Below are 25,972 nucleotides of genomic sequence, written 5' to 3'. Positions count from 1 at the left end.
TATCTTCCTTTATTTTAGTGTTTGAATTTTCTAATTTGTACGATCATGCCCATTTTAGGGTGATCAAAATAATGAATATCGCCACTTATTACCCGTTTGAATTGTGAAAAGCGAGCGTGTTGAATTTCACCTGTGACTAGTCTTTCATTTACATCAAAACTGGCATTAATAAATAAGTAATGACGTAAGTAAATATTAAAGCTGCCGTCCAGCTCCCATTGATCCGCTTGTTCAACTACGGGGGCAATGCTCTGATTGGTGTTGACTAAACTAATGAAGTCATTATTTGGATACTGTGATGAATTAGCAACCACGGGGGCGCGCAATAATTTACCGCCAAATAACTTAATATGCTCAGAGCGTGATTGGCTAGCACCTTCAAAACGCCAGCCCGTGTGTAATAGCGGTTTTAGGCCTTTGCGCGCTAACTGTTGCTGCTGTGATTTAAATTGCAGTTGTTCAGGAGCAAGTAAGTAGGTTTGCTGCATATCGTCTTTAGCAGGCACCAGCGGGCTTAAAGGCAACTCAGAGTAACTATGCAGGTAATCAATACTGTCATCGCATAAATTAGAGCGACTCGCGCCAATCACTGAGTCGGTTAATGATTGCGAATTAAAGCGACTGTCACCGTTAATACAATCCTGTTTGGCTTGCTCGCTATAAAGCGGTGTGAGTAAATCAAGGCTGCGTTTTGCCTCGATAGGCTCTCGCTGTAAACTAAAATCTTCTTGCAAATAAGGGGCAGGGCGCTGTTTGAAAATCAGCACTTCTACTTCAAACCAACGTTCAGCAAACGCTGTACTGCTAAATACACAGCACAATAGGATCAGAGATTTTTTAAGCAACATTTAATGGCTAACCTTTTTTTCGAAATCTGCAATCATTGCAGTGACCATTTTTAAGCGTTCACGGGCATTTGCCTCATTGATCGCAAAGCGCAACTTATTTGCACCATCCATTTTGTACACCTTAGGTGCACTTTGTATCAAACCTATAATGAAGCTAGGGTTAACCTTAGTATGTTGGCTAAACTCAAAATAGCCACCCTTTGGATTTGCTTCAATTTTTTTTATGCCTAATTCGCTAGCTTTGAGTTTCAGCTGCTGCAAACTAAATAAATTCTTTGTGGCATCTGGCAATAAACCAAAACGATCAATGAGTTCAACTTGCAACTCATCCATATCATCAAGATTAGCACAGCTGGCAACCCGTTTGTAAATTCCCAATCGCGCGTTAACATCATGAATATAGTCATCAGGTAATAAAGCCGCGAGTTTTAAATCGACTTCACTTTGTTGATGGAGTAAATTTTCAAGGGTCGGCTCTTTACCTTCACGTAGGGCTTTCACCGCTTGCTCTAGCATTTCCATGTATAAACTAAAGCCGATGGTCTGCATTTGTCCAGATTGGTCGTCACCTAATAGTTCACCCGCACCACGAATTTCTAAGTCGTGGGTCGCTAGCGCAAAACCAGCGCCTAAATCTTCGAGTGACTCAATCGCTTCAAGGCGTTTGACAGCATCTTTTGAGAGCGCCTTAGGGTTACCCGTTAATAAGTAGGCATAGGCTTGATGGTGGCTTCGGCCAACACGGCCGCGAAGTTGGTGTAATTGCGCTAAACCGAGTTTATCTGCTCTATCCATAATAATGGTATTTGCCGTTGGGATATCAATACCGGTCTCGATAATGGTAGTACATACAAGTACGTTATATTTTTGATGATAAAATTCACTCATCAATTGTTCTAAATCGCGTTCACGCATTTGCCCGTGAGCAGAAGCAACACTGGCTTCTGGCACCCATTCGCTAATTTCTTCAGCAACGCGGTCAATGGTTTCAACATTGTTATGTAAAAAGTAAACTTGACCGCCGCGTTTAATTTCACGAAGAACGGCTTCTCTGATCAAATCAGCATCGCGCTGGCGAACAAATGTTTTCACCGCTAAACGCTTCGCAGGCGGTGTTGCGATGATTGATAAGTCGCGCATGCCACTCATCGCCATGTTTAAAGTACGCGGGATAGGTGTTGCGGTAAGGGTTAATATATCAACATCAGCACGTAAGGATTTGATTTTTTCTTTTTGGCGAACGCCAAAGCGATGCTCTTCGTCAACAATCAGTAAACCAAGATCTTTAAATATAATATCGGCTTGGATCAGCTTATGTGTACCAATAACAATATCTAAGGTGCCTTTGGCCATTTTTTCAAGCGTGTCTTTTTGCTCTTTGGGTGAATTAAAGCGAGATAGTACACCGACTTCGATGGGTAAATCGGCAAAGCGGTCTTTAAAGTTTTCAAAGTGTTGTTGCGCAAGTAACGTGGTAGGTACTAGTACTGCCACCTGTTTGTTATCGTTAACGGCAACAAAGGCGGCTCGCATTGCCACTTCTGTTTTACCAAAGCCAACATCACCACAGACCAGTCGGTCCATGGCTTGTTTACTTTGCATATCACCGAGTACGGCTTCGATGGCGTTGCGCTGATCGTCAGTTTCTTCAAATGGGAAACCATCACTAAATACCCGATAAGCAGCTCCGTCAAGTTTAAAGGCATTTCCTGGTTTTGCTTGCCGCTTTGCATAGATATCAAGTAATTCAGCCGCCACATCACGGACTTTTTCAGCGGCGCGTTTTTTCGCTTTTTCCCACGCGTCTGAGCCCAGTTTATGTAGCGGGGCACTGGCTTCTTCACCTCCCGAGTAACGGCTCAACATATGCAGTGCCGAAACCGGCACGTACAATTTAGCCTCACTAGCGTAGGTGATAGTGACAAACTCGGTGATTAGGCCTGCGGCATCAATTGTTTGCAAGCCTTGGTAACGGCCAACTCCATGGTCAAGGTGGACAATCGGTTGGCCAACTTTCAGCTCAGCAAGGTTGCGAATTAACGCATCTTGACTGGCTTCGTATTTATGCTTACGACGGCGGCGCTGTGAGACTTTAATGCCGAGTAGTTCTTGCTCGGTAATAATCGATAATGCAGGCTTAGTGCCTAGCACTACACTTTGCTCTAGTGGGCTGACAATTAAGCCCACATCACTGCTGCTTTGCACAAACTGGTCAAAGGAAGGGTATTCTTTAAATTTTAAGCCGCTAGGTTTAAGTATAGCGAGCAGTGATTCACGGCGGCCATCGGATTCAACCGACAATAAAATACGGCCTTTTTGTTTCTTTTGTGCAGCGACATAATTTATAAAGGCTTGATACGGTTCATGCAGTTTATGATCAATGCGTACAGCGGGTAATTCACTGGTGGCGAGGTTTTTATTACCCGCTTTAGTAGGCAGCTTTGCTTGCGAGAGGCGAATGTGGGCAAAATTGCCTAAGTTAGCAAACAGTTCATTAATTGGTTGATACAGCGCAACCGGCTCAAGCAATGGTCTGAGTGGATCAACACGGCGATTTTCATAGCGAACATTCACATCATGCCAAAAGTGATCGGCTGCGTTTTCTAAGTCACCCAGTTGCATAACCGTTGCGTTATCTGGCAAATAATCAAAAATAGTGGCTAATTGCTCAAAAAACAGCGGCATATAATATTCAATACCTGCCGGCCAATTACCTTTAGTTACTTGCATATACACGGAATCTTGCGACGAGCTGGCGCCAAATTTTTCACGGTAGTTTATTCTAAAGCGCTCAATATCTGTTTCGTTGGTCGGAAACTCATGAGCAGGCAGTAACTCAATTTTGTCGACTTTTTCATCTGAACGTTGGCTTTCAACATCAAATAAACGAATGGTGTCGAGTTCATCATCAAGAAAATCAAGTCTAAATGGGTGTGGACTACCCATTGGGTATAAATCGACAATGGAGCCGCGAATGGCGTACTCACCATGCTCCATCACTTGTTGTACGTGCAAGTAGCCTGCTTGCTCTAAGTTACTGCGAAGTTGATGAGTGTCAAGAATATCACCGACTTTAAAATTGATGGTTGAACCATAAATAAACGAAGCAGGGGCGGTGCGTAACATCAGGGTCGATACAGGCACAATCAATACACTTTGTTGTTCTTTTTTTAGCGTATTTAAGGTGGCTAAACGTGATGAAATAATATCTTGGTGCGGTGAAAAGTGATCGTATGGCAACGTTTCCCAGTCAGGAAAAATCATCACTGGGTGTTCAGGAAGTAAGCACTCTAACTCGGTTTCTAAGCGCAGCGCACTAGGGGTATCAGGAGTAACAATTAGCACTAAGCCATCTTGTTGTTTTACCCCTTGTGCAATGGCAATACTTAAGCCACTGCCGGTGAGTTGCCCCCATTGAATTTTATCTTTTTGAGATTTTACCCAAGGCAAGGCTGCCCATTGCGCAAACGCCATTTACTACTCCTTTAATGCGCCTCAACCGAGGCGCTAATTTATTCTTAATCGCGATATATTTTGGTTAAATCTTGGTAGTGATCAATACGACGATCGCGTAGATACGGCCAAATTCGTCTAACATTTTCTGAACGCTTTTGATCAAGTTCAACCAGTAACAATTGCTCATCAGTGTTGTTAGCTTCTGCTAGCAGTTCACCTTGGGGACCGGCAATAAAAGAGTTACCCCAAAATTGAATACCGTCACTTTGGCCACTTGGATCACTTTCATGACCAACACGATTACAGCTAATCACAGGAACACCATTGGCAACAGCGTGTGCACGTTGTGAGATCACCCAGGCATCTTTTTGGCGAGTTTGCTCACCTTTATCATCTCGCGGATCCCAACCAATAGCGGTTGGGTAAATTAATAATTCGGCACCGGCCATTGCCATTAGGCGCGCGGCTTCTGGAAACCACTGATCCCAACAAACCAGTACACCAAGTTTACCAACAGAGGTTTGAATAGGTTCAAAACCTAAATCACCTGGCGTGAAGTAAAACTTTTCGTAAAAACCAGGATCGTCAGGAATATGCATTTTGCGGTATTTACCCGCAATGCTGCCGTCTTTTTCAAGCACTACCGCAGTATTGTGATAAAGACCTGTGGCGCGTTTTTCAAATAGTGAGGCAACAATAACAATACCAAGCTCTTTCGCCAGCTCAGCGAGAGTATTGCTACTTGGCCCGGGGATAGTTTCGGCTAAATCAAATACGTCCACGTCTTCGGTTTGACAAAAGTACAGGCTGCGATGTAACTCTTGTAACACCACAAGTTGTGCGCCTTGGCTTACAGCATCGCGAATACCAGCGATTGATTTAGCCATGTTTTGTTCTACATTATAACTGTTACTTTGCTGCACTAAGGCAACGGTTAAATTTGCAGGGCTGTTCATAATGATGCTCCAGCTAAAAATCCACGGGGTAATTGCATGGTAATGCAATGTAAACTACCAAATTGATGAATAATGGGTAAGCAGTTAACGGCTATTATTTGGTGCTCAGGGTATGCTAACTGAATTTGCGCAAGCGCTAAACTATCGTTCTCATCCGCATAAGTTGGAACCAGCACGGCACCATTGATGATTAAATAGTTTGCGTAGGTCGCAGGTAATCTGTCGCCATCATCATTCAAGACAGCTTTAGGCCAAGGTAAATCAATTAAGGTATATGGTTTACCTGTTGTTGCTGTAAAGCCTTGTAACTGTTTTTCCATGGCATTGAGCGCGCTGAAGTGTTCATCACTTTCGTCATCACACTTTACATACACTAAGGTATCATTGGGTGCAAAGCGCACTAAAGTGTCGATATGACTGTCGGTGTCGTCACCTGCTAGGTAGCCATGATCCACCCATAAAAACTCAGTTGCGCCAAGTTGTTCACGTAGGCACTGTTCAATGTCTTGTTGGGTTAGATTTGGATTACGATTTGGATTAAGCAAACATTCACTGGTGGTGAGTAATACACCGTGTTGATCGATTTCTATACCGCCACCTTCAAGAACCAAATCAAGCGCTTGGTACTGATTGCGGGTATCAGCAAGTTGTTTAACCAGTACTGCATTAATATCGTTATCTAAATCACTGGTAAATTTATTACCCCAGCCATTAAAGGTACAGTCAACGATTTTTAGCTGGTTGCTATCTTCAAGCGCAGCACAGGTCAGTGGCCCGTGATCACGTGCCCAGGTATCGTTACACGGTGTCACGACAAAATGTACGCGGCTCAAATCAACATTGTTTTTACTTAACAACTGGCTAATGTGTGCTTTTAAGGCTTCATCATGAGCGATGATCACTAACTGCTGAACATGGCAGATGTGTTGGCATAGTTGCACATAGACCGGCTCTACAGCGGATAAATTGTCGCACCAATCAGTGGCTTGGTGTGGCCAAGTGAGCATAACGGCGTCTTGCTCAGCCCATTCGGGTAAAAGTCTAAAGTTCATGAATTTAATAAACAAACAAAGGTGTGGCTAGTTTAGCATTTCAGCCGCATATGTCAGCTTTTTCGTCGCTATTGTTGCTCAGTGGGTGGTTTATTATCAAAGCTGTCGTTTTCATGTTGTTGGCGTTTCTTAAGCTGTCGAGTTTGTGCATGTAAACTGGCACGTACGACAAGCTCTTGATCGGTGTCGCGAATAGCTTTAAAGAGTAGGGTGTATTGGTAGTGTTCATCGTCAATTTTATTAACGGCAACTACTTCGGTGTAACAATAAATTGCAGACGCTTCGTGTTGTAAAAATAGCTTTGTGCGAAATGCTTGGCCAATCGCGTACGCTTTTGTATCGGTTAATTTTACACCGCCACCACCGTAGCTATCACAATAAATAGCGTTATCTTCGGGTTGTTCAGAAGCTAAAATATGGCTCATTATTAAGTCAATTTTGCGTGATTGCGCTTGCAAAAATACCGCGAGTTCTTGTGCTACATCGCCCAAGTTACGTAGTGGCCTGAGCGAGCTTTGTTCAAGTTCACTGACTTCATTGGCGAGTTTAAATAATGGCGGGATATCTGCTTCTAGTTGCGCTAACGTTGTTGGTACCTTGTTATCATCAACGGCAAACAAATTGACTCGGTTACTTTCATCTATTTGAAAATACTGCTCAAACTCGGTTAATTTTTCACTGTTCATAATTTTGGCTCCTCGACGCACGAATTAATATAGTAGCGCTGACGAGATTAAATTGCTAGTTATCAAGTTGCCATAAAAAAGGGCAAACTACTGTTTGCCCTTATATTTTTTTTACTAAACATTACCTTCTTGAGTATCAACATGCTCCCGTTTATGGTGAGCTGCAATTTCCTCTGCTAAGTCTGCACGGGAACGTTGCTCTGTTAATTTATGCTCTGTCAGCCAGTAGAAGAACAGAGGTACAAAAAATACCGCTAGGAATGTTGCTGCCATCATGCCGCCCATAACCCCAGTACCAACACTATGACGTGCACCAGCACCTGCGCCAGAACTAATAACCAAAGGAACCACGCCTAAAATAAACGCCAACGAGGTCATAATAATGGGTCTAAATCGCAGGCGGGCAGCTTCAAGTGCGGCTGCGCTTGCGCTCCAACCTTGCTGGTGTTTCATTAAGGCATATTCAACAATCAAGATGGCGTTTTTACTAGCTAAGCCAAGTAAGGTCACTAAGCCGATTTGAAAGTAAACATCATTGGTCATACCGACTAACCAAATTGAAACCAACGCCCCAAAGGTACCAAATGGCAGCGCTAACATCACCGATAAAGGTAATGACCAACGCTCGTAAAGTGCTGCAAGAATCAAAAACACCATGATCACCGCAAGGCCTAAGGCAATGCCTGTGGTACCTGAGCTGCGTTTTTCTTGATATGCAGAGCCCGTCCAGTCATAAGTCATATCTGGTGGTAAGACGGCTTTAGCAATACGCTCTACTTCAGCAATTGCTTGACCAGAGCTGTAACCCGGGGCTGCATTACCCAGTAATTTAACCGCAGGCAAGTTGTTATAACGGTTCAAGCTTTCCGGTCCGCGGCTGTATTCAATGTTAGTAAACGCCGACATGGGCACCATAGTACCTTGGCTGTTTTTCACATAAATTCGGCCAATGTCATCTGGTTTCATTCTAAACTCTGCCTCTGCCGACATCAGTACTTGCCATGCACGACCAAACTTATTGAAATCATTAACATAATATGTGCCTAGGGTACCGGCAAGGGCGGTGAACGCATCGTCAATTTCAATGCCCATAGCACGCGCTTGTTCGCGGTCAACATCTACCTTAAGTTGCGGCGCATTTGGACGCCATAACGTTTGTAGGCCACTTAAAACTGGGCTTTTTTGTGCTTCAGCCATCATTAAACCCATTGCTTGTTGCAGTTTTTCAGGACCGCCTGCACCTTTATTTTGAATGTAAAACTCAAAGCCACCGGTATTGCCTAAGCCGAAAATAGCTGGGGGGTTAAACGCTAAAACGAGTGCTTCGTTGATATGCGCAGTTTTCATAAACAGCTCATTGACGAGACTTTTAGTATCGATTTCACGTTCATCCCAATGTTTCTGTGTTACAAACAAGGTTGCGGCACTGTTTTTATAACCGCCACCGATAAAGTCAAAACCAGTAAATGCAACGACATTTTCGTTAGCGGGGTTTGACTGTACGGCACTAATGACTTCTGCGACTACTTTTTCTGTGCGCTCTAATGAAGAGCCATCAGGTAAGAAAATCGCCGAAATATAAAAACCTTGATCTTCATCGGGCACCAGTGAGCCTGGGGTATTTTTCCAAAGTCCAATAGTGATTGACACCATACCAATCATCAGCAATAAACCCAGTGCGCCACGGCGAACCATAAACCCAACAGCACCCACATATTTACTGGTTATTTGAGTAAATACACGGTTAAACCATAAAAAGAATTTTGCGGTTTGTTTATGCTCTTGTTTTAAAATAAGTACGCATAAAGCGGGGGTCATAGTCAGTGCGACTACGCCTGATAAGCTCACTGCAATTGAAATAGTGATTGCAAACTGGCGGAATAATTCACCGGTTAAACCTCCTAAAAAGGCAATTGGCACGAACACAGAGCAAAGCACCAGAACAATCGCAACAACCGGGCCAGATACTTCTTTCATGGCTTTAATGGCGGCTTCATGGGCGCTAACATGCTCTTCATGCATGATACGCTCAACATTCTCAAGCACTACGATGGCATCATCTACCACGATACCGATAGACAACACCATACCAAACAATGTCAGCGAGTTAATCGAGTAACCGAGCATGTACATACCCGCGAATGTGCCAAGCAGTGATACCGGCACAGCCAGAGTTGGAATAAGCGTTGCACGCCAATTTTGTAAAAACAAAAATACCACTAAAAACACCAGCACCATTGCTTCAATCAAGGTGATAACAACTTCGCGAATTGATACTTCAACAAAGCGGGTGGTATCGTAAGAGTTTAGATGAGCTAGGCCGGTTGGGAATTGCTGCGTCACTTGTGCTAATACACCATTAACTTCTGCGGCTACATCAAGGGCGTTGGCACCAGGTTGCAGGAAAATACCAAGTAGCACGGCTTCTTTACCGTTGATGGTCCCTCTAAAGTTATAATCTTTCGCACCTAGTTCAACACGGGCTATATCTTTTAAACGTAAGCTACTGCCATCTAAGTTTGAGCGAATAATGATTTCTTCAAACTGCTCCGGTTCCGATAAACGCCCTTGTGCCGTCACGCTGTAGACGAGCTCTTGTGCAGATTGCGATGTTGGCGTTGCACCAATCGAACCCGCCGCATATTGAGAGTTTTGGCTGCGAATAGCACCGGCGACTTCTTCAACCGTCACACCGAGCTGACTCATAACATCAGGACGCAGCCAAATCCGCATGGCGTAATCTTTAGCACCAAAAATTTGTACGCTAGTAGTGCCGGGAATACGTTTGATGCGATCTAAAATATTCAGTGTCACATAATTTGACGTCCATAGACTATCGCGGCTGCCATCTGGCGAATAAAATGCATGGACTTGCAAAAAGCTTGATGACCCTTTTTGTACGACCACACCTTGGCGGCGTGTTTCTTCCGGTAATCGGGCTTCAACTTGTTTGACACGGTTATTGACGTTGACCGCAGCTTGGTCAATATCGGTGCCAATCTCAAAGGTAATTTCAATCGTTGTTGCACCTGAGCTGGTAGAAGTTGAAGACATATACATCATGCCTTCAACACCTGTAATGGCATTTTCTATTGGCGCTGCGACTGTTTGTTCAAGTACTTCAGCTGAAGCTCCCGGATAAGCTGCTGTAACTTGCACAACCGGTGGGGCAATCTCAGGGTATTGCGCAATGGGTAAACTGCGCATAGCGGCAAGGCCTGCCAAAACAATGACAATAGAGATCACAAACGCAAAAATAGGTCTGTCGATAAAATAACGAGAAAACATAAAACTCCCTGCGCTTATTCTGCGCTTACGTTGTTTGTTGCATTGTTAACGGCCACTGGCATGCCTGCAAAGAAGATCTTTGCCATGCCATCAATGATGACTTCATCGCCTTGCTGGATCCCTGACTTAATCAGCCAAAAGTTTTTATCGCCTTGATTATCAGGCTTTTGGATCCATTCGCCGACTTCAACCGGTGCTGGGCGGGCAATTGTGCCGCCTTGTTCATTTTTTGCGACGACATACACAAACTTGCCAGTACCGTTATCAAGCACTGCGCGCTGTGGGATCACAAACGCATTTTTACGAACCGCGCCACTTAATCTAACGCGTACAAACTGCCCAGGACGTAGTTTAAAATCACTGTTTGGGATAATTGCCTGCAGCTCACTGGTGCCGGTATTTGGGTTAATACGCACGTCAGAGAAGTTAACTTTGCCGGTTTGTTGATACAGTGAGCCATCTTGTAGTTTGATGCTGGTGTGCCATTGGCCTTTTTCTGGCAAGGTTAATGAGTCATTAGCGACATCTTGGCGCATTTGTAACTGCTCGCGCTCAGAAATACCAAATCGTAACCGAATAGGATCAAGTTGAGTTATTTGCGTTAATAATAAATCAGGGCCAGATACATAAGTACCCTCAGAGACAAATTCACGACCCATTACACCAGCAACAGGGGCTTTTACTTGTGCGTATTCTAAATCGAGTTGGGCTTCTTTTAGTGCCACTTTAGCGGCCGCTAAGGTCGTATTGGCAATATCTTGAGTAGAGCTGGCGTTATCGTAGTCACGTTGAGATACTGATTTGTCTGCGCGTAATTTTGCTAACCGTTTAACTTCACGCTCAGATTGCACTAATGAGGCTTTTGCGCCATCTAAGGCTGCTTGTGCGCTCTCAACAGCCAATTGATACGGGGCCAAATCGATAGTGAAAAGAGATTGACCTTGGCTAACAGTTTGACCTTCATCAAAGTTACGAGATTCTAAAATTCCCGTCACTCTGGCACGTACTTCAACTTCTTTAGAGCCTGATAAGGTTGCTGGCAGTTCAATGGTAAATGGCGCATCTTCATAGCGTGCAATAGTCGTCGCAACGGCCGCCGGGTGCATTGCTGCTTGTTCGGCTTCGGGTGCTTCACCACAGCCTTGCAGTAACAATGTGGCAGAGGTCAATAAAAATAAAGGTAAAGATAGTTTTGATAGTGCGAAAGGCAGACGCATGGTTACTCCACAGTTCCAATTGTTAAGTATGAATAATAGTAAATGTTTTCTAAGTTAATAGCATGGCACATTGTTGATTTTATGATCAGCTTAAGTTGTGTAATGCCGAATCCATTTAGCTTATGTAAACGCAAGTGTATACCTATTCATGTTTAAGGTATACACTTGCGTTTACTTTTTACAAAGTACGATTATATTGCAAATTCATGTATAATATTTGGATAAATATTGGGGGCAGTATGGAACCAAATAATACTAAACAAAATGATGTAATGTGCGTTGCGATCGAGGAGTTTGCCCAGCGTGGTTTAGTGGGCACAACTATGGAAGCTATTGCAAAAAAAGCGAATGTTTCAAAGCGGACACTGTATAAGCATTACGCTAATAAACAAGCCTTGTTCGATGATGTGGTGCTATTGCTGCTGTCGCGTATTGAGCAGTTACAAAATTATCACTATCGCAGTGACATTGCTGTCTATCATCAATTGAAGGAGCTCGCACGGCTTTCGCTTGCCCTAGGAAGTGATCAAGATTACTTAACCTTGTCGCGTATTGTGATTATTGAATCCATGCGTGATAAACAACAAGCCGCTCGCCTTGAGGCTAAGTTTTTAGATTGCGGTAAAGGGCTGCAAGGGTGGTTTGCACAAGCGCATGCGGCAGGGGTGTTAAACGATATTCCAGCCGATATTGCCGCGGCCTTTTTCTACGGTGGGCTAAAAAAAATGGCCTACTGGGAGCAAGTGATCCAATGGAAACCTGCACTAGATGACGAAAAAATTGAGCAGTTAATTGATCTAACATCACGATTCTTCATCAGCGGTATTAAATTACAAGAGTAAATAAGCGGCCATGACTATTCCATTAGTTGGCCGCTTGGGTATTGATTTGGGTATACCGCCTAAATCAGGCTTATTTAAGTAGAGCGGCTAACTCAGTTAAATCTTTCACGTTATAGTTAGGTTTTTCTGCAAGTGGGTAAAGCGCTTTACCTGGACGTGCAATAAAAGCAGTTTGCAAGCCAGCAGCTTTTGCCCCTGCAACATCCCAGCCATGCGCTGCAACCATCAGTGCTTGCTCTGCTTCTACCCCTAATTTATCCAGCGCCCATTGATAGGCACGTAAATCTGGTTTGTAAATTTTAATATCTTCAATGCTGTAGCGTGCGTCGAAAAAACCGGTTAAACCAGCACTTTCAAATTGTGTTTTAACGCCATGATTTGATGAATTAGTGAGACTCACTAACTTATAACCACGATCTTTGAGTGCCTGCAGTGCTGCTTTTACGTCAGGATGCGCAGGTAAGCTTAATAACGGTGTAACAATGGCCGTTTTTGCTTGTTCAGCATCGAGTTTAATATTTTTGTTTTGCGCCACCATTAATAGTGATGCCACGCCAATTTTACCAAAGTCTTGATAATCACCAATTGCTGTACTGACTAATGAATGATGCAACATGGTTGAAAACCACAGTGGTAATAAATCTTCACGTCCTGCCAATGCTGCGCCAATTGAAGTGCGCATAGACTCAAGATCAAGTAGTGTTTCGTTTACATCAAAAATAATAACTTTAGGTTTGCTGAACTGAGGTTGAGCTGCCATTACGTTTGCTCCAAAAAAACTGCAAGTGACTAAAAGGAAAGCAATCAATGTTTGTACTTTTTTCATTAGCTTCATTATTTATCGCTCTTTAATGAGTTAAGCACATCACTGGGCTCTGCGCGTAAGGTGTAATCTTCAGCGGCAAACGCGTAGGTTATGATCCCGTGTTGATTTACAACATAGGTTGCGGGTAAAGGTAATTGAAAACTATCATCGCCATTAGCGTTCACTATATCTAAACCAAATTGTGCATAAATAGGTTTTAAGCGCTCATCAAGCGTAAACACTAAACCAAATTGTGTTGCAACCCGGTTACCTACGTCAGATAACACATTATATTCAAGAGCATTCTTTTCTGCGGTGGTTAATGACGCATCTGGTAACTGGGGTGAAATAGCCAGAAGCTGTGCTCCTAGAGCTTTAAAATCAGACATTAGTGCATTGAGCGCTTTGAGCTCTAAATTACAATACGGGCACCAGCCCCCACGATAAAAACTGATAACGACAGGGCCTGAGGCAAGTAGCTCAGCTAACTTAGTTACGTCGCCATGTTGATTCGTCAAACTGAAATCAGTCACTTTATCGCCAACTTGCAAGGCATTATCTTTAAGGTGGCTTGCTATTAATTGTTCCGTGGTTTGCTCCATCACAGCAAGAATTTCACTGGGTACATTGGCTTGTTTTTGTTGTTCATACGCGGCTATTTGCGCTGTTAAATTCATGATTATTTCCTCTTTGGCTTGAATGTTAATCAGTATACTGTTTGGCTTATTTAAATAAACGTTGCAAAACCGAAAGCTACATTCGAAAATGCTGAACATTCAAGGGGGAAGTGTATGTATAACATCGGTGATTTAGAGACATTTATAGCGATAGTAGAAAACAAAGGGGTATTGGCGGCGGCCAGTGCGCAGGGCTTGTCACCTGCAACGGTGAGCCATCGGCTAAGTAAGTTAGAAAGAGAACTATCAACCGTATTGGTGTTCAGAGACAGCCGAAGAATTCGCTTATCGCCGGCAGGTGAGATGTTCTATAAACGAGTTGGCTCTATTTTAGAAGCACTTCATGATGCAGAGCATAGTATTGGAGCACGCGGTTCATCGGTTAGTGGCTTACTTAGAGTAACCATGCCGCCTTGGGTGTTTTCAAAATACGTGATGCCGAAACTGATTGCGTTTGAGGAGCAATTTCCAGATTTAAAATTAGATTTTTTGATTTCAGATAATTTTGTCAATGTAGTTGATGATGCGCAGGATGTTGCTATTCGAGTGGGTAAATTGAATGATTCAGCTTTGCTTTCTCGTAAAGTTGTAAATAATCATCGTATTTTATGTGTTGCACCAAGTTATGTAGCTAAATACGGTATGCCAAATAACCTAGCTGAGTTAGCACAGCATTTTTGGGTATGTTTACCTTGGCAACGTCAGTTAAAATTAAAAGGTGATAATCAAACCGTGGTTAACTTTAACGCGAAAACGCGTTTTACAATTTCAAATTCTGATAATATGACTCAAGCGGCCATTGCAGGGCACGGTATTGCAATTAAGTCTAAATTAGCGATTTCGGAAGAGCTAGCGACAGGGCAGTTACTTGAGGTGCTCCCTGGTATTTTAGCTGATAATGATGCACCAGTTTGGTTTTTAAAACCACAAAACAGCTTAACTACACGAAAAACTGAAGTGTTTTATGAGTTTATGAAGTCTTTATTTAGCACACCTTCAACTTAAAAATAAAAAAGTGTAAGCGTTTTGTGAGCGAAACAAAGTTAATACCCACAAAATTAACAATCGCGCTTGTAATTGTCGCCAAAACTCGTACTCTTAGCGTAATTAATAATAACAAAGGTTCAGTCAATAATGACGCGAAAGCTTGCATTATCCACTACATTTCTTGAGTTGTCTTCGCAGTTGCGTCGCTTTGTTTCGCGTATTGTGCAGCCAGATGATGTAGAAGATATCGTACAAGAAACTTTTGTTAAAAGCTATCAGGCTGATTTAAAACAAGATATCAAGTATGCTCGCAGTTATATGTTAAAAACTGCTAAGCATTTAGCACTGAATCATATTGCAAAATGGGATAATCAACAGTGTGATTCATTAGACACCTCAGATGATTATCAACAGTCGTTGAAATCAATGCAGCTTGAGGATGAAGTAACCTCAAAAGAGCGCTTCTTATTATTTTGTCGTGCTACTGAGCAATTAAGTCAGCCAGTACGAAAATGTTTTATATTAAAGAAAGTATACGGCATGAGCCAAAAAGAAATCGCAGCGCATATGAAATTAAGCGAAAGTACCGTTGAAAAACATATCGCTAAAGGTTTGTTACAGTCGATGCACTATATGCAGCAGCATGAACAGTTGGATGAGCAGCACAATCCCACTATTAAACCTGCCAGGAGGGTGGGAAAATGAGTAATATTCATCAGTTTTCGTCTAAAGACGCCATTCAAGCAAAAGCGAGCCGTTGGATCAGTGCCATGGATCGCGGCTTATCTGAGCAAGAACGCCAAGAGTTCCAGCGCTGGGTGCAAGAAAATAAAGCCCATCAAGACGCGGTATTCGAGCTAGCCCAACTATGGGATGAATTGAGCGTATTAAATGAGCTTAGTAGTTTATTCCCCAATAAGCATGGTCTTAATAAGCCTGTACAAAGAAGTGCTAATTTCTCTATTGCGGCAAGCATTTTTGCAGCCTTACTGATTGCCAGCTTTATGTTTATTGGTATAGAACATTGGCCTACAGCACCACATGAACAAGCAAAGTACAGTAAAATTTATCGCACTAAAGTGGGTGAGCAAGCCACGTTTGTATTACCCGACAGTACGATAGTGCAACTTAATACCAATAGTTTATTGGAAGTAGCCTATACAAAAAATCGTCGCCAATTGATTTTAAGTCGTGGTGAAGGACGTTTTAATGTTGCTAAAGACGCTGCACGCCCTTTTACTGTGATGGCGGGAGATAAGTCATTCACAGCGTTAGGAACGGTGTTTAATGTGCAACGCAATGCGGCATCTGATTTAGAATTAGTGGTAACAGAGGGCAAAGTAATGATCACTGACCCTTCTGTCGCCGTCAATGCAGATGATTTTGTACAATTGCAAAACGCCAGTAACGATACCGTAAAAGTAAAAAATATTAATGCCAGTATTGTCATCTCTGGTGAAAAAGCATTAATAAAAGAAAGTATAACAAAACCAATTACGCGTTTAACGCAAGACGATGTACAGCGCGATTTAGCATGGCAACAAGGGATGTTAATTTTTAATGGTGAACCGCTTAGCGATGCTTTGCAAGAAGTGAGTCGTTATACCGCAACACGCTTTGAATTAGCAGATCCTAGTTTAGCTTCACTAAAAGTTGCGGGTGTTTTTAAAGCTGGGGATATTGTTGGATTGCTCGATAGTTTACGATTAAATTTAGCCATTGAGCATGAACGTTTAGGTGAGCATATTGTGAGTTTAAAACAGTCCGATAATAGCTAATCGTTTTGGCTTACTCTTTGATTAAAAGTGTCAGAAGTTACAATGGTAAAAGCAAAAAGTAATAAAATAATTAATAAAAAGATAAAATTACATAGCGGATTATTCTTTCTCAACTGTTTATATAAGTTGCGCAGTAACCAAACGTATTCACTTTGTGGATTTTTAGCCGTCGCACCGTTTGCATTAAGTTTTAATGTACAAAGTGCAGCGGCTGAATCACAAATGATACAATTTGACATAAAAGCGCAGCGAGCAGACTTAGCACTGATTGAATTTGCCAAACAAACGGAACAAACGGTGGTTTTTTCGTTTGATTTAGCCAAGCAATACCAAGCTCAATCAGTGTATGGTTATTACACTCAGTTAGAAGCGCTTAGCAATATGCTAAAACAGACTGAACTCGATGCGGTTGTTGATCAAAATGGTTTACTGAGTATAAAACTCAAACAAATCAATAGGAATGATAACAACATGAGAAAGCTTTCAGGGGTCAGTGCCGCTGTTTTACCACTTTTAATGGCAACTAACAGTCAAGTGGCAAACGCACAAGAACAAGCCGCGCAAGAAAACATTGAAAAAATTGCCATCGTCGGTAGCCGTGTAGCAGGGCGTTCAGTTGAAGATTTACCTGTGCCTGTTGATATTTTAAGTGCAGAAGCACTGGAAAATACAGGGCAAACAGAAGTGGGTCGTATGCTGCAAGCTATTGCACCTTCTTTTAACTTTTCAAGCTCATCGATCAGTGATGGCACCGATGCACTGCGTCCTGCTACATTGCGTGGTTTAGGTCCCGATCAAACCTTAGTGCTCATCAATGGTAAGCGCCGTCACCAAGCAAGTATTATCCATATCAATACATCTGTAGGTCGTGGTACCGCAGGTACTGATATGAACGCGATCCCGGCTGCTGCAATCAAACGTATCGAAGTGCTACGTGATGGTGCGGCTGCGCAATATGGCTCGGATGCGATTGCGGGCGTTATCAACATTGTTTTAAAAGACGCAGATGAAGGCGGTAAAGCTGCAGTTAACTATGGTCAATATTCTGAAGGTGATGGCGAAACTGTTACTGTTGATTTTAATAAAGGCTTTGCGTTAGGTGATGACGGTTATTTAAATACCACAATCAATTACCGCGACCGTGCGCCAACAAATCGCGCAGGTTTACATGGCTCTTGCCAATTTTATGGCTGTACAGAGCTTTCTGATGGTACGCTATTAGCGGGCGATCCTCGTGAGCTGACTGCACCACGTGATACATTTAGAATTGGCGATGCAGACTCGCAACAATTTGCTTTAACGGTGAATACCGGCTATGAACTAGCAGGTGGCGAGTTATATGGTTTTATTACTTACTCAACTCGAGATAATGAGTCAGCCGCGTTTTTCCGTGAAAATGCCAATGGCGGCGGTAACCCAGTATTACAAGACGGTGATGCTGTGATCCAAATGGGATTCTTACCAAAAATTAATACCACCATTGATGATGTTTCTTATAACTTTGGCTTTAAAAAAGAGTTTGATAACAGCTCAAGCCTTGATTTGTCATACACCTATGGTGAAAACAGCATCGATTACACCACCAGTGACACTATCAATGGCTCATACGCTAATCTATTACGTTATGATCAAGGTTTAAGTGCTGACGACATTCGCGCCACAATTCCTCGCCAAGCGTATGCCTATGGCATGGAGTTATCACTGCAAACCATTAACCTTGATTTTACGCAAGATTATGATGATTTCTCGCTTGCTATGGGCGCGGAATTACGTACCGATGAATACCGTATTTTAGAAGGCAGTGAATACGCATACCGTGATTACGATACCAACAACGGCGTTAACATTTATGATGGTATGAGTGGTGGCATTGGCAGCGAAAATGCCGCTGGTGGTACGCAAGGTTTTGGTGGCTCTGCGCCTGAATCATCGGTGGATGAATCTCGCGATGTGATCTCTTTTTACTTAGATGCTGAAACCTATATTATTGATGATGTTATTATTTCAGGCGCGCTTCGCTATGATAACTACAAAGGGTTTGGCGACACGGTAAACTTTAAGTTAGCTGGTAACTGGTCTGTGACTGATGACGTATCGTTACGTGGTGCGGTGAGTACCGGCTTTAGAGCACCTTCGATGCAGCAGCTATATTTTAATAATATAAGCACCCAATTTGTGGTTGGTCCTAATGGGACTTTAGTGGCTGAAGAAGTTGGTACGTTTAGAAACGACAGTACGCTTGCACAAAGTATTGGTATTCCAAAACTCAAAGAAGAGAAATCACAAAATCTAAGTATGGGTATTGTATATAACGTGACTGATAACATTAATGTGACGTTAGATTACTACTCAATTGATATTGATGACCGCATTGTGATCAGTAATCGTTTAGGCAAAGGCTTATCAGACACCTTAGATGCTGCGCTGGTTAGCTCAGGTGCAGGTGCTGGGCAGTTTTTCTTAAATGGGGCCGACACTGAAACGCAAGGTATTGATTTTGTTGCAACCTGGAATACTGAAGGGTTAGGCGGCACGCTTGATTTTACCTTAGCAGCTAACTTTACTGAAACCGATGTCGTGGATTTATTTACCCCACAAGGCAGCGGCCTTGAGACAATTCCTGTTGAAGATGTATTTTCTTCGCAAGAAACCTCAATCATCGAAGAGTGGCAACCACAAGACAGAGTTAACTTAAGTGCGCTATATCGTTTAGAAGATTGGACGGTGAACTTATCCCTTAACCGTTACGGTGAATACACAGTTGAAGACGGTGGTCGCCAAACCTACGGGGCTGAGATCCTAACTGATGTTAAAGTGAACTACTTTGTTACTGATAATCTGTCACTGAATATTGGTGCTAACAACTTATTTGACGTATACCCAGATAAAAACACCATTGGTAATTCACGCGCAGGCACTATAGTGGATGCTGCAGGTAATACCATTGTAAGTTCTACTGGGGTATTTGAGTATTCACGTCGCTCTGCGCCATTTGGCTTTAACGGTGCTTACTATTATGTAGGTGCTGAATACCGATTCTAAAATAACTTCTCCTACGTTATTTAGCTTTAAAGGGCCGTTAGGCCCTTTTTTTGCGCGTTTAATTTGATATCAGTGTGATTGGGTAATTTTCATAACCTTTAATGTTGTTCATTACTGTCATCAATGTTTGATGGGTACTGTTTTCGTTCGCTGAAATTTGCACTGCGGATATTTCATAGTTCGCTGCAAACATAGCAAGGTTAGTGGCTACTTGGTCTAACGCAATTAACCGTTCGCCAAAATGTACGGCATTATTTTGGTCGATACTAAAATGCGCGCTTTTAGTTAGTTTATCAATATTAGGTTTATCTAAAGGGCGTTGTAACTCGATGGCAACGGGTTTTACAAACGATGTTGTAACTATAAAGAAAATTAATAATATGAACACGATATCAAGCATCGGGGTCATATCTACGTCGGCATTACTTTGTTGTATAAGTTGTTTATTTCTCATAATGGAACCTTATTTTTTTGATAAAATGCTGCGGCGCCACAGCGGTGTAGTAGGTACCTATTAATAAGCCTAGACGATAAAATTTATGCCGTGGTTAAATAAATATTCTATTTTTATTAATTCTTTGCATTATTTTGTTATAAAAATCATTTGACTACAGTTATGGACATAAAAAAGCCCAGCATCTGGCTGGGCTTTGATTTAAGCATAGTGATTAATGCTTTTGCATACGGCTCATCTCGGTATGGCAGCTTTGCATGGTTAATAACACTTTAGCCAGTGCAGCTTCACAGTCATGGGGCTGTGGTTTTTTCATCGCTGTTTTGATTTCTGAGAGTGTTTTATCTTCCACTTCTTCAAGCTCTTTAACATATGTTTGATCGTTATCTGAGCTAAATTTAGTGATCAGTGCAGTGTAGGCTCGGCGAGCTTCAACAGCAAATGATGAGCCATCTTCGCGTTCTCCTTGCTCATTGATTGCATAGGGTTGAAGGTTTTCAACACTCACTTTGCGCGCATCTATCATACGTTGAAAAAGTGCGCCAATTGCTGGATCTTTGACTTTCTCTTGGGCTTTTTCATAAAAGTCGATGCCGCTGTTCATTACTTGGATAATGTCAGTGATATGATTAACGTCTTGTCCTTGATGGGTATTCATAATTATGACCTCTTTAAGTTTAATGAAATTCATATTAACTAAAGCAAGCTATGTTCCAGTGTGAGGGTTTTATATAACCAGTTGTATTTTAATGGTTAAAATATATTTTTGAGGGGGAGGTTGCTTACTAAGCTAAACTCAGTAAGCAAATTTTACACAGACTTTGTAAGAGTGTTATTTTAACTCATCGGCTACTTCAGCCACTTTCTGCCGTAACCAAATATGACTTGCGTCACGGTGTAATAATGGGCTCCAGATCATATCGAGTTCAAATGGCGGAATAGGAAAAGGTGGCTCAAGTATTTTTAAACCGGCATCGTCTAAATAAATGTTTGCTGCTTTTGAAGGCAGTGTCGCAACTAAATTTTGTTCTTTCGCTAAGTGAATAGCAACATGGTAATTACGGGTGAAAGTAGCAATGTTACGGTGTTTGCCAAAGTGGGCGAGGGCTTCATCTACCCAGCCTAGTTTTTGCACATCTTTTGGATCCATACCAACCCCGACACCAAAACCAGTTTTACTTACCCAAATATGGCGGGCTTTTAAATAACTATCTAGGCTAAAATTTTCGATTATTGGATTATCGGCTTTGACTAAGCAGCAAAAGCTGTCTTTCCAAATTCGCTTATGATGGAACGATTGCGGTAAATTTTCAAAGCGGTTAATCGCCATATCAACTTTGCCGTTTTCAACATCATGAAAGGTTACGTCACTAGGAGTTAGGATATCTAAGGTGGTATCGGGCGCTTCTGCATGAAGCTTACTTAATAGTTTAGGCGCTAACGTACTGGCGGCATAATCGCTGGCCATAATACGAAATACTCGCTTACTTTGACCAGCTTCAAACTCGCGATTAGGCGCAAGCGTTTCTTCTAGGGTCATTAATATACCGCGGATCACCGGCTGTAATTCAATTGCTCGTTCGGTTGGCACCATTCCGTCGCTTGTTCGCACCAAAATTGGATCATTAAATAAATTACGTAAACGCTTTAAACCATTACTCATGGCCGGTTGTGTAATACTTAGTTGATGTGCGGCGCGAGTAACATTGCATTCGCGTAATAAGGTATCGAGATAAACGAGTAAGTTTAAATCTATTTTACTGATATTCATTGTGTGTCCTTTCGTTTACCACTGGTGGATAAATCGCTGTGCTGCCGGATAGGGGTATATATGACTAACAATGCCTTTTCTTACATTTTGTTGTGCTTGCTGCCAAAATATTACATCGAGTAACTCAGGATGTGCCTGAGTAAAAATTTCCTTATAACGCGGGTTAGGCATTACAAAGGTGCATAATTGTTCAGGAAATACATCCTGTGGTGCTACAGAGTAGCTTTGCTCATTGGTTAAGTAGTCGTCATAGCTTTTTGCTTTAGGCAGCGCTCTGAAGTTCATATCTGTTAAATATTGCACTTCATCATAATCGTAAAAAATAATGCGCTTATGTTTACTCACACCAAAGTTTTTAAGCAACATGTCGCCAGGAAAAATATTAACCGCAATCATCTCTTTAAGGGCTTGGCCGTATTCTGTAATTGCAATGGCGGCATCTTCGCTATTGGCACTCTCTAAATATAAATTGAGCGGTGTCATACGTCGTTCGATATACATATGTTTGATGATCAGTAAGTCGCCTTCGATGATCATTGATGAGCCAATAGTTGCCTTAAGTTGCTCAAGCAATGTAGCGTTAAAACGCGCTAATGGGAATACGACGTTTGAATACTCTATGGTATCGGCCATCCGGCCAACTCGATCGTGGCTTTTTACTAATTGATAGCGTTTAAGTACTGTATCGCGACCAAACGGTTTGCTCTCACCAAACTTATCTTTAATTATTTTAAACACATAATCAAAAGAAGGCAGGGTGAATACCATCATCACCATGCCTGGTGTACCAGGTGCAATCACAAAGTCATCAGTAGAGCGTTGTAAATGGGTTAAAAACTCACGATAGAACTCGGTTTTACCTTGTTTATGAAAACCAATGGCATTGTAAAGCTCTGCTAAGGTTTTGTTAGGCATCAATTGATTTAAAAATCGCACTAAGGCCGAAGGGGCATGAGTTTCAACCATAAAATAGGCGCGAGCAAAGCCAAAAATAACCCGCATTTGCGATGAGTTAGTCAGTAGCGCATCTAAATAAAGACCTTCATCTTGGTGATGTAATACGGCAATGATAAATGGCTGCACGCCACTTTGCGACACTACACGACCAACAATATACGCGGCTTTATTACGGTAAAAGGGTGTTTGTAAAATATCAAAACGCATTTGCCATGCACGGTGGTGTGTATCGGGCGCTTGTTTGTAAAACGCTTTTACAAGCAGTCGTATATCGCGCTCTAAATTCACAAAATTTGCTTTAAAATCAAACTGATTAATTATTTTACGGATTGTGGGTTTTAAGCCGTCAACAACAGGAAAATAACTACGGTATTCGGCTTCAACAGGAAGCGCAGGCGCATCGGCTAAGGTGGCTTTAACAAAAATAAAATCATTATTAAAATAACGCCGATGAAATAACCGACAAAATACTGAATTATAGAAAGTTTCAGCCAATTCGGCTTGTGGATGAAAGGTTAAAAAAAGCTGATAGGTCTGTTTTGTTTGTAACCACAGTGACTCATCAAGTTGCTTGGCGTGCTGTTGCAGTTGCTGGGTTGTTTCGTTTACCCGATCATCGTAATAGGTAATTCGCAGGCGGCTAATATCATGCATTTTTGCCCAGTCTCGATTGGCAAATGCTAAAGGGGCTTGTGCAGTGATCTGCTGAAATAATTTATAATGCTTTTTGAAGCCATTTAAAATTAGCTCGGCGATGTTTTGTGGCTGCATGAACGGGTACTCCAAAATGACGATAGAGCATATACTCTACAGTTGTTAAGAGTATGCTAAATATTGGTAAAACCCAATAGCTTAATCATAACGTTTTAATTTTTTTTCTAATTCGGAGAGTTGTTTGTTAATTGCTTTAGTATTTTTGGCATAGGTTTTATTAAGTACTTTTATGTGTTTTTTGATATCTTTTGTAAGACTTTTTTTCTCATCATCGCTCATTAAACGATTAAGCCGTTGTTGCTGCGAATATTCAGCGCGATCACGGTCACGGCTTAAAATGGCGAGTTTATGTTTAACGCTGCGAATTTCAGCATTGAGATTGCGAACAATTTGTTCACGTTCAAGTGAGTTAAGAAGTTTGACGTGATTACCACTAGAGGGCGTGACATTCGGTGATACGCTCAGCTTATGCTCTGTGGCTTGCCCGCCACAAGGAAATTGGCTAAATGTAGTGCCTTTGTCGGTAACGCATTTGTAATATTTATCGGCGGAAGCAGCCGGCTCAGCAACGAGGAGCAAACTGATAAAAATAACGTACAGAGTACACAGTTTCATTACACAGCCTTCCCTAGTTAGGTCATAGTTGAATATAAAACTATAACCTAACTAGGGCAAATCGCCAGTGGCGTTATTGGGTAAAGGTTTTTAGTTTTTTAATACTCTGCACTAAAAACGGAATATCTAAACCTTGCTCGATAGAAAACCCTTGCGCAGCAGAAATATTCTTATAATTACCGTCAGAATCAATCAAAGTGATGCGGTCTTTCTTATAAGCAATAAATACGCCTTGCGAATAGTTAACGCCCATATCGTCTTTTTTGCCATATAAATTAACGCCTAACATAGTTTGTTGTGCGATAGTTTTACAGCCTAAATATTGTCCGACACTGGTAGCAATTAAATCACTTGGTTGGATCAAACCTTCAATCCGGGTTACTTTTTTATCAGTGCTGTACAAAGACGACGCTGAAACAATACCTTGTTCAGTGCTGGCTAAACTAAAAGCAAATACTTGCGTAACATCTGCTCGAAGCGTGGTATTTTCATCAGCCTCTATAATTCGAATGGCTGCGTTGTTGGCTGTATCGCTATTAATGTAGTCGTAATCAGCAAAGCCATTGATACTCATACTGCGACGATTACTTTGCCAAACAGGTAATGTTTGTTCTGTCATTAACGCTGGTTTGTAATACGCAGGTAAACCGTAAATTAAGCTAAATAAAGCATCTTGATGAGCACTGGGTTGTAAAAAACGCTCTGTTTTATACAAATTAGTATGTTGTTCAGCAAAGCTTGTTAATGCCGCATCAGTGTTAAACACTAATATATCGATAGTTGCTGCGCTAAAATTATCGCACCGAGCAAGGGGAGCCGGGGCGAGGTAATTCATGTTTTGTGTATTAAGTTTCACATTGTGAGCTTGCTTATAGCTTTCGATGTCTAATAAATCATTTTTTGCCAACAAACTTTTTGCCGTTGTTGGGTAAGACAGCGGTAATACATTATCTTGCTTGGTGATATCAAATTTTAAATTAGCATCAGCCCAAATATGAATACTGTGACTCATTGCAAAACACACTAATAAAAACGAACTGGCATAGCGGGCAAACTTATACTGTTTTAAACGCGCTAAATGATGCCAAGTATAGTTACTTGCGAGTAATTGAAATGCAAAAATGAGCATTACAATACCGCCAGCAAGTAAGGTGGTTAGGGCCGGGGAGCTAGTTAAGCGGTGCCACAATAAACTGATAATTTCAGGTAGTGCAGAGCTACTTAAGTGATAACCTAAGTTAAAATAGACATAGGCATCGAGAGTCAGTAATGATGCTCCACAGGTGGCGAGGATCGCCGCCATACCGCGAATATGTCGCGGATAAGGAAATATCAAACTCAGCGGAAATACCGTCAGCACAAAAGCAATAAAGGTAATAAAACTAGTGTGGCTAAGCCAAGTCACTAGCATATAAAGAACACCCATAAAGCTGGTTGGAGGAGAGTCGGCAAATAAGTAGCTTGAACTTATAAGCAACACTAAGCCGATATTGGCGAATGTGAACCAATGCCCCCAACTTAATAATTGACTTGCTTTAGACGAAAATTGATTGTGCTGCGATAAATTCATAAAGTCTATTTAACCGATTGCGCAAGTGCTTTAGCAAAATTGTCTGCAACCGCTTGTCTTTTCCCTGTTGGTACATGCTCTTTTAAGATATGCGTGATAGAATTTCCTAAACACATAAGACTTAAATCAACCGGCGCATTGTGCTTAGTTAACACATCAATGAGCTGATCGACGATTTGTTCTACTTCATCATTAGAATATTTTGATAAGATTGGCATCAGTTGGTTCAATAAAAGAGTTATATTCTCATATTTTAA

The 25,972-nt window shown here is 41.8% G+C and carries 21 protein-coding genes; 5 read left to right on the top strand and 16 right to left on the bottom strand.

Features of this window, described 5'->3' with window-relative positions; genetic code table 11:
- Positions 1 to 14: 14 nt before the first annotated feature.
- The 7 genes from V7783_RS07660 to V7783_RS07630 all read right to left on the bottom strand — a co-directional run bounded on the left by V7783_RS07660 (position 15) and on the right by V7783_RS07630 (position 11,503).
- Positions 15 to 848 carry a CsiV family protein gene (locus V7783_RS07660; protein WP_335678206.1) on the bottom strand — a complete coding sequence of 278 codons (834 nt, stop codon included), beginning with the start codon at positions 846 to 848 and terminating at the stop codon, positions 15 to 17.
- A complete protein-coding gene (mfd, locus tag V7783_RS07655) occupies positions 849 to 4,322 on the bottom strand; it encodes a transcription-repair coupling factor (protein WP_335678205.1) in 3,474 nt (1,157 codons plus the stop codon). It lies immediately after the preceding gene.
- A 44-nt stretch (positions 4,323 to 4,366) separates the two neighbouring features.
- Entirely contained in the window at positions 4,367 to 5,260 is an 894-nt protein-coding gene (locus V7783_RS07650; protein ID WP_335678204.1) for a carbon-nitrogen hydrolase, read from the bottom strand.
- Positions 5,257 to 6,312: an agmatine deiminase family protein gene (locus tag V7783_RS07645; RefSeq protein ID WP_335678203.1), complete on the bottom strand. Its 1,056-nt coding sequence runs from the start codon at positions 6,310 to 6,312 to the stop codon at positions 5,257 to 5,259. Before V7783_RS07645 ends, V7783_RS07650 begins: the two co-directional genes overlap by 4 nt.
- Positions 6,313 to 6,380: 68 nt before the next feature.
- Entirely contained in the window at positions 6,381 to 6,998 is a 618-nt protein-coding gene (locus V7783_RS07640; RefSeq protein WP_335678202.1) for a PilZ domain-containing protein, read from the bottom strand.
- 114 nt (positions 6,999 to 7,112) lie between these two features.
- On the bottom strand, positions 7,113 to 10,286 hold the full coding sequence (locus tag V7783_RS07635) for an efflux RND transporter permease subunit (RefSeq protein WP_335678201.1): 3,174 nt from the start codon (positions 10,284 to 10,286) through the stop codon (positions 7,113 to 7,115).
- Positions 10,287 to 10,300: 14 nt separating this feature from the next.
- Positions 10,301 to 11,503, bottom strand: a complete 1,203-nt coding sequence (locus V7783_RS07630) for an efflux RND transporter periplasmic adaptor subunit (protein WP_335678200.1) — start codon at positions 11,501 to 11,503, stop codon at positions 10,301 to 10,303.
- A 239-nt stretch (positions 11,504 to 11,742) separates the two neighbouring features.
- Between V7783_RS07630 and V7783_RS07625 the strand changes: the two genes are divergently transcribed.
- Entirely contained in the window at positions 11,743 to 12,345 is a 603-nt protein-coding gene (locus V7783_RS07625; protein WP_335678199.1) for a TetR/AcrR family transcriptional regulator, read from the top strand.
- A 70-nt stretch (positions 12,346 to 12,415) separates the two neighbouring features.
- Here V7783_RS07625 and V7783_RS07620 read toward each other — a convergent pair whose 3' ends face one another.
- Positions 12,416 to 13,105, bottom strand: a complete 690-nt coding sequence (locus V7783_RS07620; protein WP_442961349.1) for a haloacid dehalogenase type II — start codon at positions 13,103 to 13,105, stop codon at positions 12,416 to 12,418.
- Between the two features lie 74 nt (positions 13,106 to 13,179).
- Complete coding sequence (locus tag V7783_RS07615) at positions 13,180 to 13,827, bottom strand: peroxiredoxin-like family protein (protein ID WP_335678197.1); 648 nt, start codon at positions 13,825 to 13,827, stop codon at positions 13,180 to 13,182.
- Between the two features lie 114 nt (positions 13,828 to 13,941).
- On the opposite strand from V7783_RS07615, the gene V7783_RS07610 reads away from it, so the two are divergent.
- The 4 genes from V7783_RS07610 (at position 13,942) to V7783_RS07595 (ending at position 19,634) form a co-directional block, all read left to right on the top strand.
- Positions 13,942 to 14,832, top strand: coding sequence for a LysR family transcriptional regulator (locus V7783_RS07610; RefSeq protein WP_335678196.1), 891 nt, complete (start codon positions 13,942 to 13,944; stop codon positions 14,830 to 14,832).
- A gap of 129 nt (positions 14,833 to 14,961) precedes the next feature.
- Positions 14,962 to 15,519: an RNA polymerase sigma factor gene (locus V7783_RS07605; RefSeq protein ID WP_335678195.1), complete on the top strand. Its 558-nt coding sequence runs from the start codon at positions 14,962 to 14,964 to the stop codon at positions 15,517 to 15,519.
- The gene (locus V7783_RS07600) at positions 15,516 to 16,592 is read left to right on the top strand and encodes a FecR family protein (RefSeq protein WP_335678194.1); all 1,077 of its coding nucleotides are present in this window, start codon (positions 15,516 to 15,518) and stop codon (positions 16,590 to 16,592) included. The genes V7783_RS07605 and V7783_RS07600 overlap by 4 nt, the downstream gene beginning before the upstream one ends.
- 126 nt (positions 16,593 to 16,718) lie before the next feature.
- Positions 16,719 to 19,634, top strand: a complete 2,916-nt coding sequence (locus V7783_RS07595; protein WP_442961350.1) for a TonB-dependent receptor plug domain-containing protein — start codon at positions 16,719 to 16,721, stop codon at positions 19,632 to 19,634.
- Positions 19,635 to 19,692: 58 nt separating this feature from the next.
- Here the strand turns inward: V7783_RS07595 and V7783_RS07590 are convergent, their stop codons facing one another.
- From V7783_RS07590 to V7783_RS07560, 7 genes are all read right to left on the bottom strand, one after another.
- Complete coding sequence (locus V7783_RS07590; RefSeq protein WP_335678193.1) at positions 19,693 to 20,088, bottom strand: ExbD/TolR family protein; 396 nt, start codon at positions 20,086 to 20,088, stop codon at positions 19,693 to 19,695.
- A gap of 214 nt (positions 20,089 to 20,302) precedes the next feature.
- A complete protein-coding gene (locus tag V7783_RS07585; protein WP_301562321.1) occupies positions 20,303 to 20,746 on the bottom strand; it encodes a ferritin-like domain-containing protein in 444 nt (147 codons plus the stop codon).
- A 174-nt stretch (positions 20,747 to 20,920) separates the two neighbouring features.
- Positions 20,921 to 21,859, bottom strand: a complete 939-nt coding sequence (locus V7783_RS07580; RefSeq protein ID WP_335678192.1) for a LysR family transcriptional regulator — start codon at positions 21,857 to 21,859, stop codon at positions 20,921 to 20,923.
- Positions 21,860 to 21,874: 15 nt separating this feature from the next.
- A complete protein-coding gene (aceK, locus tag V7783_RS07575; RefSeq protein ID WP_335678191.1) occupies positions 21,875 to 23,587 on the bottom strand; it encodes a bifunctional isocitrate dehydrogenase kinase/phosphatase in 1,713 nt (570 codons plus the stop codon).
- An 81-nt stretch (positions 23,588 to 23,668) separates the two neighbouring features.
- On the bottom strand, positions 23,669 to 24,145 hold the full coding sequence (locus V7783_RS07570) for a DUF4124 domain-containing protein (protein WP_335678190.1): 477 nt from the start codon (positions 24,143 to 24,145) through the stop codon (positions 23,669 to 23,671).
- 73 nt (positions 24,146 to 24,218) lie between these two features.
- Positions 24,219 to 25,715 (bottom strand): DUF3413 domain-containing protein, encoded by a 1,497-nt coding sequence (locus V7783_RS07565; protein ID WP_335678189.1) that lies wholly within the window; start codon positions 25,713 to 25,715, stop codon positions 24,219 to 24,221.
- Between the two features lie 5 nt (positions 25,716 to 25,720).
- Positions 25,721 to 25,933 (bottom strand): DUF1414 domain-containing protein, encoded by a 213-nt coding sequence (locus V7783_RS07560; RefSeq protein WP_016707302.1) that lies wholly within the window; start codon positions 25,931 to 25,933, stop codon positions 25,721 to 25,723.
- Positions 25,934 to 25,972: the final 39 nt, after the last annotated feature.

The sequence above is a fragment of the Pseudoalteromonas sp. genome, assembly GCF_036960685.1.
Taxonomy (GTDB): domain Bacteria; phylum Pseudomonadota; class Gammaproteobacteria; order Enterobacterales; family Alteromonadaceae; genus Pseudoalteromonas.
This window is presented reverse-complemented; position numbering and strand designations above follow the sequence as displayed.